The sequence below is a fragment of the Pseudorhodoplanes sp. genome, assembly GCF_046289595.1.
GTDB lineage: Bacteria > Pseudomonadota > Alphaproteobacteria > Rhizobiales > Xanthobacteraceae > Pseudorhodoplanes.
Window position 1 is genome coordinate 1 of record NZ_JBKBVB010000116.1, and the last position, 13,835, is coordinate 13,835.

14 protein-coding genes and 2 tRNA genes are annotated in these 13,835 nt (G+C 63.8%); 10 read left to right on the forward strand and 6 right to left on the reverse strand.

Annotated elements, in window-relative coordinates; genetic code table 11:
* Positions 1-933: YcjX family protein (locus tag ACK41X_RS19080; protein ID WP_409726542.1), on the forward strand; the 933-nt coding region annotated here is incomplete at its 5' end.
* Positions 930-1,943 carry a YcjF family protein gene (locus tag ACK41X_RS19085; RefSeq protein WP_409726544.1) on the forward strand — a complete coding sequence of 338 codons (1,014 nt, stop codon included), beginning with the start codon at positions 930-932 and terminating at the stop codon, positions 1,941-1,943. The genes ACK41X_RS19080 and ACK41X_RS19085, both read left to right, overlap by 4 nt.
* A 7-nt stretch (positions 1,944-1,950) precedes the next feature.
* On the opposite strand, the gene ACK41X_RS19090 is transcribed toward ACK41X_RS19085, so the two are convergent.
* The gene (locus ACK41X_RS19090) at positions 1,951-3,702 is read right to left on the reverse strand and encodes a sulfatase-like hydrolase/transferase (RefSeq protein WP_409726546.1); all 1,752 of its coding nucleotides are present in this window, start codon (positions 3,700-3,702) and stop codon (positions 1,951-1,953) included.
* A 209-nt stretch (positions 3,703-3,911) separates the two neighbouring features.
* On the opposite strand from ACK41X_RS19090, the gene ACK41X_RS19095 reads away from it, so the two are divergent.
* The 8 genes from ACK41X_RS19095 (at position 3,912) to ACK41X_RS19130 (ending at position 9,905) form a co-directional block, all read left to right on the forward strand.
* Entirely contained in the window at positions 3,912-4,946 is a 1,035-nt protein-coding gene (locus ACK41X_RS19095) for an AAA family ATPase (RefSeq protein WP_409726548.1), read from the forward strand.
* On the forward strand, positions 4,943-6,202 hold the full coding sequence (locus ACK41X_RS19100) for a DUF2201 family putative metallopeptidase (protein ID WP_409726550.1): 1,260 nt from the start codon (positions 4,943-4,945) through the stop codon (positions 6,200-6,202). The genes ACK41X_RS19095 and ACK41X_RS19100 overlap by 4 nt, the downstream gene beginning before the upstream one ends.
* The gene (locus ACK41X_RS19105; protein ID WP_409726552.1) at positions 6,199-6,585 is read left to right on the forward strand and encodes an LCCL domain-containing protein; all 387 of its coding nucleotides are present in this window, start codon (positions 6,199-6,201) and stop codon (positions 6,583-6,585) included. The genes ACK41X_RS19100 and ACK41X_RS19105 overlap by 4 nt, the downstream gene beginning before the upstream one ends.
* Before the next feature lie 91 nt (positions 6,586-6,676).
* Positions 6,677-6,753 (forward strand) — tRNA-Asp (locus tag ACK41X_RS19110).
* A gap of 252 nt (positions 6,754-7,005) precedes the next feature.
* On the forward strand, positions 7,006-7,308 hold the full coding sequence (locus tag ACK41X_RS19115; protein WP_409726554.1) for an HU family DNA-binding protein: 303 nt from the start codon (positions 7,006-7,008) through the stop codon (positions 7,306-7,308).
* A 414-nt stretch (positions 7,309-7,722) separates the two neighbouring features.
* Positions 7,723-8,691 (forward strand): tonB-system energizer ExbB, encoded by a 969-nt coding sequence (gene exbB, locus ACK41X_RS19120; protein ID WP_409726556.1) that lies wholly within the window; start codon positions 7,723-7,725, stop codon positions 8,689-8,691.
* A gap of 3 nt (positions 8,692-8,694) precedes the next feature.
* Positions 8,695-9,120 (forward strand): TonB system transport protein ExbD, encoded by a 426-nt coding sequence (exbD, locus tag ACK41X_RS19125; RefSeq protein WP_409726558.1) that lies wholly within the window; start codon positions 8,695-8,697, stop codon positions 9,118-9,120.
* Complete coding sequence (locus tag ACK41X_RS19130; protein ID WP_409726560.1) at positions 9,117-9,905, forward strand: TonB family protein; 789 nt, start codon at positions 9,117-9,119, stop codon at positions 9,903-9,905. The genes exbD and ACK41X_RS19130 overlap by 4 nt, the downstream gene beginning before the upstream one ends.
* Positions 9,906-9,939: 34 nt before the next feature.
* On the opposite strand, the gene ACK41X_RS19135 is transcribed toward ACK41X_RS19130, so the two are convergent.
* From ACK41X_RS19135 to ACK41X_RS19155, 5 genes are all read right to left on the reverse strand, one after another.
* Complete coding sequence (locus tag ACK41X_RS19135) at positions 9,940-10,812, reverse strand: Clp protease N-terminal domain-containing protein (protein ID WP_409726562.1); 873 nt, start codon at positions 10,810-10,812, stop codon at positions 9,940-9,942.
* A 42-nt stretch (positions 10,813-10,854) separates the two neighbouring features.
* On the reverse strand, positions 10,855-11,481 hold the full coding sequence (locus ACK41X_RS19140) for a hypothetical protein (protein ID WP_409726564.1): 627 nt from the start codon (positions 11,479-11,481) through the stop codon (positions 10,855-10,857).
* Positions 11,482-11,705: 224 nt separating this feature from the next.
* Positions 11,706-11,781: transfer RNA gene (locus ACK41X_RS19145), tRNA-Val, on the reverse strand.
* A 97-nt stretch (positions 11,782-11,878) separates the two neighbouring features.
* Positions 11,879-12,844: a Bug family tripartite tricarboxylate transporter substrate binding protein gene (locus ACK41X_RS19150; protein WP_409726566.1), complete on the reverse strand. Its 966-nt coding sequence runs from the start codon at positions 12,842-12,844 to the stop codon at positions 11,879-11,881.
* A 151-nt stretch (positions 12,845-12,995) separates the two neighbouring features.
* A partial coding sequence (locus ACK41X_RS19155; protein WP_409726568.1) for a S16 family serine protease occupies positions 12,996-13,835 on the reverse strand: 840 nt, incomplete at its 5' end.

Below are 13,835 nucleotides of genomic sequence, written 5' to 3' on the forward strand. Positions count from 1 at the left end.
GCCCTCGCCCCGCATGCGCCCGCCGACGAGGCGCTGGCGCAAACCGTCGCACGTCATTTCACCGATTATCTGCGCGCATGCCGCGACGAACGTTTTGCGCTGAGCCTGTTGCCGCCCGGCCGCTTCCTGATGCCCGGCGATCTCGCCGACTCTCCGGCACTGACTTTCGCACCGCTCGACCGGCTGGAAGGCTCAGCGCCTTCGGGCTCGCTCTGGGCAATGATGCGGCGGCGCTATGAATCCTACAAAGACGCCGTCGTGCGCCCATTCTACCGCGATCACATCGCCCGCCTGGATCGGCAGATCGTGCTGGTCGACACGCTGACGGCGCTGAATGCGGGGCCGCACGCCATCCACGATCTCGAACGTGCGCTTGCCGCCATTCTCGACAGCTTCAATGTCGGACGCAATTCGTTGGTCTCGGCGCTGTTTTCGCCGCGCATCGATCGTATCCTGTTCGCCGCCACCAAGGCAGACCTGCTCCATCACAGTTCGCATGACCGGCTCGAGCGCATCCTGGAGCGCCTGGTTGCCGACGCCACCAAGCGCGCGGATTATTCCGGCGCGCGTATCGACGCGATCGCGATGGCGTCGGTGCGTGCAACCAGTGAGGCGCATGTCGGCGGTCCGCATGGCGCGCTCCATGCCATCATGGGAACGCCTCTCGCCGGAGAACAGGCAGGTGGCCGCACCTTCGATGGCGAGTCCCAGATTGTGATCTATCCCGGCGATCTGCCCATCAATCCGGATGCGATTTTCGAGCCCGAAAGCCGGTTTCGCGGTCTGTCCTCGGCGTCGTCCGAGGACACCGACTACCGCTTTCTGCGCTTCCGGCCGCCGGCACTGGAGCGGAACGAGACCGGCATTCCTGCGCTGCCTCATATCAGGCTCGATCGTGCGCTCGACTTCCTGATCGGAGACCGCCTGCGATGAGCCGACCGCGCAAGCCTGCGATTTTCTCACCCGACGATCCGAATGTGGTCGTGACCGCGGTGAAGGAGGAACCGCTGATCGATCTGCTTGCCCAAGCTGACGCCGAGACGCAACAGCTCCCGGCGGTCGCCTCAGCGACGCGCGCACAGCGGCGCGTTCCGTGGCGCAAGATTCTGTTCGGCGCGGTTGCGGGCCTTGTCTCCCTTGCGCTCGGACTGGCGGTCACCAACCTGATCGAGGATCTGTTTGCACGCTACGAAGCGCTGGGATGGCTCGCGGCCGGGCTGACCGGAATCGCGGTGGTCGCCCTCATCGTGATCGTCGTTCGCGAGCTCGCCGGGCTGTCACGGCTTGCGACGATCGACAAACTGCGCGAGCGCGCCGCCGAAACCCTCGTCACCGACGACCGCGCCGACGGCCAGGCGATCCTGCGCGAACTCCTTGTCATCGAGAGCCAGGTGCCGCATCTCGCCCGAAGCCGCACCAAGCTCGAAGCGCATTTCAGCGAGATCATCGATGGCGCCGACCTGATCCGCCTCGCCGAACGCGAATTGATGGCGCCGCTCGATCGGGAGGCGCGCCAACTCGTCAGCAACGCGGCCAAGCGTGTCTCGATCGTCACCGCGGTGTCTCCGCGTGCGGCAATCGACATTTTCTTCGTCCTGATCACCGCGCTCGGGCTCGTGCGCAAGCTGGCCCTGCTCTATGGCGGGCGGCCCGGTACCTTCGGCCTGTTCCGGCTGATGCGGCACGTGATCGCTCATCTCACCATTACCGGCGGCATGGCGGCGGGCGACAGCCTGATCCAGCAGATGATCGGCCACGGGCTCGCGGCGCGGCTCTCGGCGCGCCTTGGCGAAGGCGTTCTGAACGGGCTTCTGACCGCGCGGCTTGGCATCGCCGCGATCGAGGTGACGCGCCCCCTGCCATTCTCCGCCCTGCCCCGCCCGACGCTGACCGAAGTGGCCGGCGGCGTGGTGAAAAGCGCGGAGGCGGCGGAAAGAAAATAGCGCAGGCTCAGAACCCCTTGATCACCCCGGAATCCACCAGCAGCCGGTTAAAGCGGCGGGCTTCGGCGCCGTCCCGGCACGGATAGAACAGGCCCTCGCAACGCTGCAAAATCCGTTTCTGCTCGGCGAAGGTGGAATCGAGCGGCAAGCCCGCGGCCTCAAGCACCACCAGCGGCAGATAGGGGGCGTCCAGCGTCTCGTGCGCCGACGACAGATCGGCCGGGGTGAAATTGATGGCGTCGATCGCGTAATAGGCTGAGAAGAATTTCGGATCGCGGACCATGATGCGCTCGGCGATTTGCGCATCCGACAGGCCGGGCGCGATCAGCCGCGGTGCGATGGCCGGCGGATGATCGCCAAACCGCACGATCAGGAACGACTCGTCCGGAAATTCGCGTTTGAGCCGATCGACGAAGGCTGCGTAGTCGCGCGCGCTCATGGTCTGCCGGCGCACATATTCGTCAGTTTCGGGATCGGCATTCAACGCCGTCCAGTCCGGCGTCAGATCGGGCCGATACGTTGTCGTCCAGGGAAAGTGATTGGCAGCAGTATAGACCAGCATGAATAGCGGCGCAGTACCGTGCTTCTTGTCCCGCTCCCCATCCAGCTCCTTGCCCTTCTCCTTGGCGAAGAGCCGCGCCGCTTTGTCGAAATAGAAGGCGTCTGGTTCGACATCGCCCGCTCCCATTTCATGCGCATCAATCATGCGCTCGATGCCGGTGCTCCTCTGGAAGCCGCGCGCGCTCAGGAACGCGCCGTAGGCCGGATAGAGCGTGAAGGTCCGGTAGCCGCAGCGGCGCAACGCCTGTGGCAACCCGCGCTTCACACGGCCCGCCGCGAGCCGCGTCACATGGAAGCTCATCCGGCCGAAGGAGCGCGTCGAGAGCCCAGTGAGGACGTTATATTCGGTGTACCAGGTCGGGCCGCCGGTCCCCTCGGTGATCAGCGTACGCGATACGCCGTCGGTCGACTGGAAATGCCGGCCATAATCATCCGGCACGACAACGCCCGGGGCCCGGCGGATATCGAAGCTCGATTCGTCGAGCACCATGATGATGTGCGGCGGCCTGCTCTGTGGCGTACAGGTCTCGTCCGCCGAAAACAAAGCCATCTGGTTTGCCGAGGCGCGGTCGATTTCCAGCCAGCCGCTATCGGCAAGTTCCGAAAGCGACACCACCGCCGAACGGGTGAAGTTCGAGACGTGATTGACGCCCTGGAATGTTTCGTGCGGTTGCTCCGGCACCGCATTTGACAAGCCGACAATCAGGGCAAGCGAGACGCCAGCCACGATCCCGGAAAATGCCCGCGAAATTCTGGTCCGGTCGCACAGCGTCAGCAACAGCATGCAAACGACGAAGACGATGACGATCGCCGCGGTGAGCATGCGCAGACCCGGAACCGCCGACATCAGAAAGGCAAGGCTGTCCGGATCGATCACCATGACGTCGAGAAAGGTCGCCGTCATCCAGGTGATCTTGAACTTGAACTGCGAGACCAGAATCAGAAGCTCGACCAGCCCAAGCGACAACAGAGCCGCGAGCGCGGCGCGCCGGACCATCAGCAGGAACAGGCAGTTCAGGAAAATCCAGGTGAGCAGGCAGAGAACCTGGTTGAAGGTGCCGTATTCGGTCTGGGCAATGCGGGTCAGAACCCAAGTATGAAGGGCCGCGCTCAGGACGGCGCCCGGCCAAACCCCATCGAATACGCGGCGGACAATAGACGCTCCGCCCAGAAGGAACCCGAGACCCGACGTCGACATGGCATTCCAAATCCACGCCCGGAGCGGGCGTCACTCAGATTGTCATAATTCTGTAACGAAATCGTCATGACAAGCGCCGTACCGCCGCATGCTGCAGCGCGGTGCGGAAAAAATCCGTCGCGACCGCTGGCGCCGCGCGGCCGCACCGCCTAGATTGATCTTGTTCCTGGTGAGGGAACGCCCCGCTTTCTTCACCCAGGAGCCGTCCGATGGACGCAGGCGCGAGCGCCCTTCAGCAATCGATCACCCTCCGGCAGGCCAAGAAGCTCGTTCAGTGCATGGCGCACGAACAGAGTTTCCTGCTGCTCTCGCCGCCCGGTGTCGGCAAATCGGAGATGGTCTATCAGGCTGCGGCCGAGGCCGGCTTGCCCTGCCGCTCGCTGCTTGGCACCCAGATCGCCCCCGAAGACGTCAGCGGCGTGCCGAAAATCGTTGGCGAGCGCTCGGTCTTCTGTCCGCCCCGCCTGCTCCTCCCGGAGCAGCCGCAGCCCTTCTGCCTGTTCCTCGACGAGCTGCCGGCCTGCGCGCCGGACGTACAGAAGGCCTTCTATTCGCTGCTGCTCGAGCGCAGGCTCGGCGAGCATGCCCTGCCCACCGGCACCTGGGTGGTGGCCGCCGGCAACCGCCAGCACGACCGGGCCCTCGTCCGCGCCATGAGCTCGGCGCTGGTCAATCGCGTCACCGTCCTTAACCTCCGGGTCGATCCCGCTGAATGGCTAGACTGGGCGCTCAAGGCCGGCATCCGGGCAGATATCCGCAGCTTCATCACGTTCATGCCGGACGCGCTGATGCGGGAGGTGCCGCACGATCCAGAGCCCTTCTCCACGCCCCGCGCCTGGTCCCAGCTGTCGCAGGCCCTCGACAAGGCGGAAGCGTCCGGCATCCTCAATCGCGATACCCGGCGCGCGCTCGCCTTTGGCCGCCTGTCGGCGGAAGACGCCGCCGTGTTCTGCGCGCTCGCAGATGAAGCCGTCGGCACGCTGTCGCCGGTCGAAAGCTATATCGAGCGGCCGGACACACTGCCGTCCGGCGAGACCGCGCGCTGGTTTGTTTTGAATTGTATCCGTCAGAACGTTGCTGCCGGCAGGCTCGGCAAGGTCAAGCCCAGCGCGATCGCGCGCTTCCTGCGCAGCCTGCCGACCGAACACCAGCTTCATCTGCTGACGGATCTCGTCGCGCAATGGGGCGCACTCGGCGCGGATAAGGCCATGCTGGCGCTGCTGCGAAAGGTGACCAGGGCATGAGCGTCGCCGCCGCAAAACCTGTCCGCCAGGCGGATAGCGCGACGCTGCATCGCATCGCGGAAGGCCTGCGCATGGTTACGGTGCCGCTGCCGCATCTTGCGGGGCTTGCCGCTGCAGTTCATGTCGCCCTCGACCGGCGCGTTCCGACCATGGGCATCTTTGCGTCCGGCCGGCTGATCGCCAATCCGGATTTCGTGGCGCGGCTGAAGGATAACGAACTCGTCTTTGTGCTTGCGCACGAGCTCCTCCATCTGGCACTGCGCACCCATGACCGCGCACGCGGCTCCGGCCGCCTCGAATTCAACTACGCGCACGACTACATCATCAACGACATCCTGCGCGGCGAACTGGGCTTTGCTGCGATTCCGGCGGGCGGACTCGACATGCCGGGAGCAAAAGCCCGTTCGGCCGAGGACATTGTGATCGAGATGCGGCGCAACGCCGATCTGATGCGCGCACGCACCAGCGTCTGGGAAGGCAAGGATGCGTCGGTCCGGCAGGCGCTCGGCCAACGTCCAGGCACCGGGGACGATACCGCTGGTGACGTGCTCGCGGATGAAAAAGAGCGCGATATGTTTCCTGCGGACGCCCAGGATCAGGCGCAGCAGAAAGCGGCAATCGAGGCCGCCATTGCGCGTGCACGGGTGCTTGCCGCAGCGATCGGCAAGCAGCGGGCTCATGGTAACTCAGCTGGCGGCACGAGCGCGCAGATTTCGGCACTGCGCGGCCAGTTCAGACCTGCCTGGCAAGCCGCGCTGCAACGCTGGATCGAGTCGTCGGCCATGGCCGAACGCAGTTTCACGCGGCCCTCACGCCGCGGCAGGGGATCGGGCGATCTCGTGATGCCCGGTCGCAGGCGCGCCTCCTGGATGCTGACCGTCTTGCTCGATACCTCGGGCTCAATGACCGAGCACATCCCCGTGGCTCTGGGCGCAATTGCGGACTTCTGCGAGGCCGCCGGAGTCGACCAGATACGCGTGGTGCAATGCGACGTTGCCGTCACTGCGGACGACACCGTGCCGCCGGACGCGCTCGCATCGTATCCGGTGACCGGATTTGGCGGCAGCGACCTGTCGCCGGCGATGCGCGCGCTCGACCGTGATCCACTGGTGCGCGCCGTCGTCATCATCACCGACGGCGACATCGTATTTCCGCAGGCCGCGCCGGCTTATGGTGTGCTGTGGGTGCTGCCGCGCGCAGGACTATTCGCGCCGCCTTATGGGCGCGTCATTGCGATCGACGGGAGCAGACTATGAAGGTGGTGCAAGAACTGGTCGCCTATTTCGACCGCCGCGGCCAATTGTCGAAGAAGGAAGTCCGGCAACTGCTCGACAAGGGCTATCTCGCCGCGGACGCACCGCCGCACATGCTGGAACTTGGGAGCAGCGTCGGCACAAGCTTCTATTTCCGCGTGCGTGGCGAAACCGAAGGGCCGCTCTGGGGCACCGATGTCTATACGGGCGATTCCGCGCTGTCGGTCGCCGCAGTCCATGCCGGGCTGGTGAAGCCGGGCGAGAGCGCGGTCGTGAAAGTGTCGGTCGTGGCGCCGCCCGCTCAATATCATGGAAGCCTGCGCAATGGCGTCACCAGCCACGATTTCGGCCGCTACGGCAGCGCCTATCGACTTTACGCGGTCTGAGTTCCGGGAATTCCGGTGATCGCGGCGGGAAAGCGGCGTCAGTGCTTGACTTGAGCTCGGGTGAGATTTAAGTCCGCCGCACTCCCGGTACGGGGGCGTAGCTCAGTTGGTTAGAGCGCCGGCCTGTCACGCCGGAGGCCGCGGGTTCGAGTCCCGTCGCTCCCGCCATTATGACCTTATCGGTCAATGGCTTAGTACAATTTTCAGCGCAACCTGCGAACCGTGTCGTCGCTTTCCGGCAGACGACGACACGCTCCCCAATGCAAGAAACCCCTGCAGCATGGGCTTTTCTCATTGCACCCGGCGGCCAAAAATGCTCTGGACCCTTGTAAATGAGGCGTTTTCGGCGAGTCCCGAATCGTCTAAACGCCACAATCACTGGTTTTTCGTGACGGCGCCTATGAAAAGGAGGGCCTCCCTATGGCTGACAAGAAGCCGGCGACAGCTCCAACCATTACCCTGAAGCATCTGGCGGCTCAGTTGGCCGAGGAGCATCAGCTATCCAAAAAGCAGAGCGAGGCGATGCTCGGCGACCTTGTCACAACCATCACCAAGCATCTGAAGAAGGGCGACCGCATCCGGATCGGCGGCCTTGGCATTCTTCAGGTCCGCAAGCGCGCCGCCCGCATGGGCCGCAATCCTGCGACCGGCGAGCAGATTCAGATCAAGGCGTCCAAGAAGGTCGCATTCCGGCCTGCAAAGGAACTCAAGGAAGCGATCTGACGCCGTCCAGCGTTTCGAATTCCACGAATGCGCATTGGTGTAAACCGATGCGCATTTTTGTTTCCGGTACGCTCTCCTGATCGCCGTGCGCCCTTTGGCCTTTATCGCCTGGCGACACCGCTTCCGCTTTGTTTGAGCGGCCCCCTCGCTGGCGCCAAGTTCGAATGGATGCCCGATCATTCCTGACTTCTTGCAACCCGCGACGTCTTGCAGCACTGATAACGATGAGCCGCTTGCAATGGCGCGTCGATTTGCATTTGAAAAACTAAAAACTATCGTTGTTGCATTCTCCTCCGATTTTGCGGTTGAACGTCATCTCGATTGATCATGCGTGGCGCCGCGATACTTGCGCGTTGCGCCTTACCTGCGCCGCGTCATGCGCAACCGCGATTGATGCCGCGCGAAGGACACGAGATGGCTTTGAATTTCAGATCGCTGGCGACGGGCGTCTCGCTTTCCTTATTGCTGCTCGCGACTCCGGCGCTTGCACAGACTGCGACCCAACAGGGTGATGCGATCGCTCCGGCAACGACCCAGGCCCCTGCGCCCGAGCCACTCGCAATTCCGCCGGCCCAACCTCAGCACGCAAACACAGCGCAGTCGCCATCAGGCGATGTGCAAGCTCCGACCGCGCCAGCACCGGAAGCACGCCCCGAGACAGCAACGGCGGCGCCAGGCAGTGTGCCCGCGCACATGCTGCCGCACGACCTGACGCCGTGGCAGATGTTCCTCGATGCGGACATCGTCGTGAAGGCCGTGATGATCGGATTGGTCATTGCATCCTTCCTGACCTGGGTTCTTTGGTTCGCCAAGTCGCTCGAGCTGCGTTTCGAAAAGCGCCGCGCACGGCGGAAGAACCGGTGGCTTGAGCGGGCGAAATCGCTTGACGATGCCCGGCACGAATTCGCCACGGACAAGGACCCTGTTGCGCGGCTCGTCCGCGCGGCCGCGCACGAGGTCGAGCTGTCGCACATGCTGCCGAAAGACGGCGTCAAGGAACGTATCGTCTGGCAGTTGGAGCGGGTCGAGGCGACCGCCAGCCGCCGCATCAGCAACGGCATGGGCATTCTCGCTACGATCGGAGCCACCGCTCCCTTCGTCGGCCTGTTCGGGACGGTGTGGGGCATCATGAACAGCTTCATTGGGATATCGAAAGCACATTCCACCAGCCTAGCCGTGGTCGCGCCGGGCATCGCCGAGGCGCTGCTCGCAACCGCGATGGGTCTTGTCGCAGCGATCCCCGCCGTCGTGATCTACAACGCGTTCACCCGCTCGATCGGCGGCTATCGGCTGATCCTCGGCAACGCGTCGGCCAACGTGTTGCGCCTTGCGTCGCGCGACCTCGATCGCGGCGGGGTGCGCCTGCGCGAAGCGGCGGAGTGAGCCATGGCAGTCCATTTTTCGAGGGACGACGACGACGTCGAAACGCACGATATCAATGTCACACCCTTCATCGACGTTATTCTGGTGCTGCTGATCATCTTCATGGTGGCTGCGCCGCTCGCGACGGTGGATATTCCGGTCCAGTTGCCGAGCTCGACGGCGGATTCGCAGCGCCGGCCCGACAAGCCGGTTTTCCTGACGGTGAAGGCGGATCTCACGCTTGCGATCGGTGAGGACATGATCGCGCGCGCAAGCCTGCCGGCCGCGCTCGAATCCGCCACCAAGGGCAATCGCGAGGAACGGATTTTCGTTCGTGCCGACCGGGCTGTGAGCTATGGCGACGTGATGGAGGTGATGAATACGTTGCGTTCGGCCGGCTATCTGAAAATCGGCTTGGTTGGCCTCGAAGCGCGGGACACACAGAAATGACGCCCGTCGCGTGGGGCGACGACCTCGACCGCGACGATCTTCATATCGGCCGCTGGGCCGCGGCCGTGCTTGTCGTCAGCGCTGCGCACGCCGCCTTGGTGGCAGCCTATCTCTATGTCGCGCCGACATCGGGCATCACCGGCGCCGAAGTGCCGGCATTGATGATCGACTTCGCCCCCGAAGCCGCAGCTCCCGAGACCGAAGCCGATCTGGCGCCAGGCCCGGAAACCTTCGACTCCCAGGCGAGCATGCAGCCCGAGGCGGCGCAGCAGGCGGCGGAGGAACCGGTCATCGATCTGCCGCCGGTTCCGGCGCCGGAGCCGGACCTCGTCATCCCGCCGAAGCAAGAGGTCGCCGAAGAAAAAAAGCAGGAGGTAGAGCAGCCGAAGCCACCGGAGCCTGTCGAGGAACCGGTGCAGCAGCAGGTCCAGTCGGTTCGCCAGCCGACCGCGAGTCCGAAAGCCGAGAAGCGCGCCGAGAAGCCGGTGTCGCCGAAGGCGGGCACCACCGCGGAGCGCAACGCGATGATCAACTATGCGAGTACCCTGAGCGCACACCTGCAGCGATACAAGCGGCCGGCCAAAGGGCGCGGCACCGTTGTGGTAGGCTTCACGGTAAACCGCGGCGGCAAGGTGGTGGCAAGCGCCATCATCCGCTCATCCGGATCGCCGGCCGTGGACAAAGAGGCGCTCGCCATGATCGCGCGAGCCCAGCCAATGCCTGCCTTCCCTGCCGTGATCTCGAAGGCGGAGGAGCAGTTCGTCCAGGCAATCCGGTTCCGCTGAGCGGCCGGTCGGCCCCCCTCCCGCAAGCCGCAACCTACATCCCCCACCGCGTCTGTGCCGGTGACACCTCCGGCTGTGCCGCCGGAGCCTCGGGCGCCTTGCGTCCGAAGATCTTCTCCCATAGCGAATTTTCTTCGCCGCCAGCCGTTACGGACGGCGGTGCCAGCGCAGGCTCCGCGGCATCGGAGACCGGTGACGAAAGTTTTTGTCCAAGTTCGGCAAACCCCTTGCGGACGATCTGCTCGATCGCGCCGTCGCGCTGCTGCAGATATTCCTTCAGCCGCGTAACGTCGTCGCTCTGCAGATCGAGCCTGAGCATATCGATAACCTGCCGCAGCTCCTGATATTGCTGATGGATCGTCCCTGTGAGCTCATCGAATGCGCTCTGAATATCAGGCGCAGCCTGGCCACTCCGCTTCTCGCCTCGCACCAGCTGCGCGGCCGACGAATCGATAGGCAGACGATCAAGCGCGGTGAGCAGATCGTCGACGGAGACCTCCTGGTTGTCGCGATTGCGCGCCAGTTCCTGCGCCAGCGTGACGATGACGTTGAATTCTTCCGAGAGGACAGGCAGTGCGCCGGTCGACGCACTGCCGCGCTCGATATCCATCAGGGCGTTCATCGCTGCGCGAAAGGCGCGGTCGATGTCCATCTTGCGCAACTCGAATTGCCGGCTGGCATTGGGGATCAGAGTCATCGCAAGAATGAGATGCGCTGCCGAGACCGTGCCGTGATTGAACTCTCGTGCAAGCTTTGTGGTCTTGTGCAGACATTCGGAGGCGGACTTGGTGCACCCGTGAATCTTGGCTTCGGCCTGCGGCACCGGCAACGGGTCTTCGCGGCGCGGCGCCGGGGTTTCGGACCCCAGCACCTGTCCGTCGATATAGGGCGATTGATATGTGTTCATTGCCTCCTCCCACCCTGCCCTTGCCGCATCTTGGATCTCGGGCTACGCCGCCCGTTCTGCCGGCGCCAATGCCGCCTTTTCGCCTCGCTCGGGCGATTGGGAATCCGGTGGATGCGTGTCGCGCGGAGGCGAAGCGATACCCTGCGCCATCAACAGCGCGACGCTGTCCGCAAGCGACAGGCCTTCCGCAGCCTTCGTGGTTGCCTGCGTCTCGCGCTGCGGCGCCGTTTCGTCACTGTCCGGCATTGCGGGCGGCACAGCCTGCCCGGTTTCGCCGGGCGACGCGCCGCTGTCACCATATGCGACGGCCTCAAAGCCGGTGGCTGACATCGCGGAAGGCTGTGCCACGGCGGCCTCGACGATGACCTCAGCCTCTGGCTGCGCCGACTCCTGAACACTGATTTGCGCTACGGCGCCAGCGGCATCGTCTGATCGCTGCTCATGGAGCAAATCAAACACGCCGGTCAATTCCGGCAGGATGCGGTCGATGGCGGACAGCGCGCGAAATTCCCGGGTCTCGTCGAGTTGCCGTTGAACCCGCTCGCGGATCTCACCGAGCGCACGGGTCAGGTCTTCAAGCGCCGGAAACTCCTCGATCGTTTGCTCAAGGCTCTTGATCGCGCGATATCGGTCCAGTGCAGCCACCTGCCGCTGAACATCGTCCCGCATCGCTGTGAGCGCGGCTAGAACGTCCGGACGTCGAAGACCTGTCATGACTAAACCTCTGCAACCTGGAATGGTGCAATATTAACACTACCATGTTTAGGTTGCAATAGTGTCACGAAGCAACAGAAGGTCGCACGGGTTCTTTGCCGGCGGGGAGCCAAAGCCATCGAGCGCGGCAGCGGAAGACGTCCCGGGAAGACGCGGAAAGCCGCTGGAATTTTGGAAAATGGTGGGCGGTGACGGGATCGAACCGCCGACCCTCTCGGTGTAAACGAGATGCTCTGCCAGCTGAGCTAACCGCCCTGGCCGATCTCTCATAAAGGTTCGACGGCCGCGCGCGCAAGGCAACGTTTTTCGGCTCTGGCAACGTGCAAGCGCGCAAAGCCCCCGACTGCCGGCGCTATTGCTTCAGCCCGAGCTTCTGAACCAGGTCGCGGATCTCAGCAGCTTCCTTGGCCATCAACTTTCCCATTTCTTCCGGAGTGCTGGTGGTGACGGTCATACCGAAATCCTCGACCTTGCGCTTGAGCTCAGGATCCTGCGCGGCCTCGACAAAGGCCGCATTGAGCTTGCGAATGATCGCCGGGGGCGTGCCCGGTGCGGCAGCGATGGCGAACCAGTTCGCCACGCTCGCCTCGCCGAAGCCCGCCTCGCGCAACGTCGGAACATCGGCGATCGCCGACCAGCGCTGGCCGGCATCGACCGCCAGCGCCCGCAGCTTCTTGTCCAGCAAGAAACTTTTGGACGCCGGCGCGCTCGGCCATGCGACATCGAGGCGCCCGGCGACGAGATCGGCCATCATCGGCGAGCCGCCCTTGTAGTGGACAAACTGCGCCGGCGCTCCCGTGATGGTCAGAAGTTTTGCCGCCGCCAGATGCGAGGGCGTTCCTACGCCGGGCGAACCGAAATTCAAACCGCCCGGCTTGGATTTGGCGTAGGCCGCAAACTCGGCCATCGACTTGATGGGACTGTCCGCAGGCACCGCAACGATCCCGGTGAAATTGAACAGCAACGAGACTGGCTCCGCTCCCTTGACCGGATCGTAGCTTGCCGCTGACGACAGCGCCGGAATGGTCGCATGTTGCGCCCCGGAAAACAGGAGCAACGTATAACCATCGGGCTGCGCATTCTGTAGAGCGGCAGCCGCCACCGCTCCACTCGCCGCCGGACGATTCTCGACGATGACGGCTTGTCCAAGCTTGCGCGAGACAGTTTCGGCGTAAAGCCGCGCCATTACATCGGTAATGCCGCCTGGGGCGAGCCCAACCAGAATGGTGATCGGACGAGTCGGGAAGTCCTGTGCGGCAACCGGAGCAGACGCAGCAAACACCAGCGCCGCGGCGCTGAGCAGGGAACGGAAGAACATCGTGATTCTCACAAACGATTTCTGAAGGCGCACTATGCGTAACGCCTTCGCTACGGCAAAAGCAAGCTGGCGATCGCCGAAGCCGAAGGCGGAAACAGAAACGGCGGCGCCCAATCAGGACACCGCCGCTTCAATTCGTTTCGCCTGATGATTAGTGCGCGGTCAGGGCCGAGCCGTCTTCGTCCGATTGATCGGCTGCCGGCTTCACGGCCGGCTCCTCCCACTGGATGGGTTCGGGAGCGCGAACAAGCGCACGCGCCAGAACCTCGTCCATCCGCGAAACCGGCACAATCTCAAGACCACTCTTCACGTTCTGCGCGATATCCGCCAGATCTTTGGCGTTCTCCTCGGGGATCAGCACCGTCTTGATCCCACCGCGCAGCGCCGCGAGCAGCTTTTCCTTGAGGCCGCCAATCGGCAGCACACGGCCGCGCAACGTGATTTCGCCGGTCATCGCAACATCGCGGCGGACCGGTATGCCGGTCATCACCGAGACGATTGCTGTGACCATCGCCACGCCCGCAGACGGTCCGTCCTTTGGCGTCGCCCCTTCGGGCACATGCACGTGGATGTCCCGCTTCTCGAACATCGGCGGCTCGATGCCGAAGGCGATGGCGCGGGAGCGAACATACGACGCGGCCGCCGAGATCGACTCCTTCATCACATCGCGCAGATTGCCAGTGACGGTCATCTTGCCCTTGCCGGGCATCGACGTGCCTTCGATGGTCAGAAGTTCGCCGCCGACATCGGTCCAGGCCAGCCCGGTGACGACGCCGATCTGATCCTCGGACTCGACCTCGCCGTAACGATATTTCGGCACGCCGAGATAGTCCTCGAGGCTCTTTTCGGTCACGTGAACCGACTTCTTCCTCGAGAGCGTCAGCTCCTTCACCGCCTTGCGGATCAGCGTCGAGATTTCGCGTTCGAGATTACGCACCCCCGCTTCCCGCGTGTAACGGCGGATCACGGTAAGCAGCGCGGCATCGTCGAT

What these genes read in the sequence shown, in the direction of transcription:
- exbB (WP_409726556.1), top strand. Translation starts at nt 7,723, where the DNA reads ATGGCTTTGAATTTCAGATCGCTGGCGACGGGCGTCTCGCTTTCCTTA.
- ACK41X_RS19130 (WP_409726560.1), top strand. Translation starts at nt 9,117, where the DNA reads ATGACGCCCGTCGCGTGGGGCGACGACCTCGACCGCGACGATCTTCAT.
- ACK41X_RS19140 (WP_409726564.1), bottom strand. Translation starts at nt 11,481, where the DNA reads ATGCGGGACGATGTTCAGCGGCAGGTGGCTGCACTGGACCGATATCGC.
- ACK41X_RS19100 (WP_409726550.1), top strand. Translation starts at nt 4,943, where the DNA reads ATGAGCGTCGCCGCCGCAAAACCTGTCCGCCAGGCGGATAGCGCGACG.
- exbD (WP_409726558.1), top strand. Translation starts at nt 8,695, where the DNA reads ATGGCAGTCCATTTTTCGAGGGACGACGACGACGTCGAAACGCACGAT.
- ACK41X_RS19095 (WP_409726548.1), top strand. Translation starts at nt 3,912, where the DNA reads ATGGACGCAGGCGCGAGCGCCCTTCAGCAATCGATCACCCTCCGGCAG.
- ACK41X_RS19135 (WP_409726562.1), bottom strand. Translation starts at nt 10,812, where the DNA reads ATGAACACATATCAATCGCCCTATATCGACGGACAGGTGCTGGGGTCC.
- ACK41X_RS19150 (WP_409726566.1), bottom strand. Translation starts at nt 12,844, where the DNA reads ATGTTCTTCCGTTCCCTGCTCAGCGCCGCGGCGCTGGTGTTTGCTGCG.
- ACK41X_RS19085 (WP_409726544.1), top strand. Translation starts at nt 930, where the DNA reads ATGAGCCGACCGCGCAAGCCTGCGATTTTCTCACCCGACGATCCGAAT.
- ACK41X_RS19115 (WP_409726554.1), top strand. Translation starts at nt 7,006, where the DNA reads ATGGCTGACAAGAAGCCGGCGACAGCTCCAACCATTACCCTGAAGCAT.
- ACK41X_RS19105 (WP_409726552.1), top strand. Translation starts at nt 6,199, where the DNA reads ATGAAGGTGGTGCAAGAACTGGTCGCCTATTTCGACCGCCGCGGCCAA.
- ACK41X_RS19090 (WP_409726546.1), bottom strand. Translation starts at nt 3,702, where the DNA reads ATGTCGACGTCGGGTCTCGGGTTCCTTCTGGGCGGAGCGTCTATTGTC.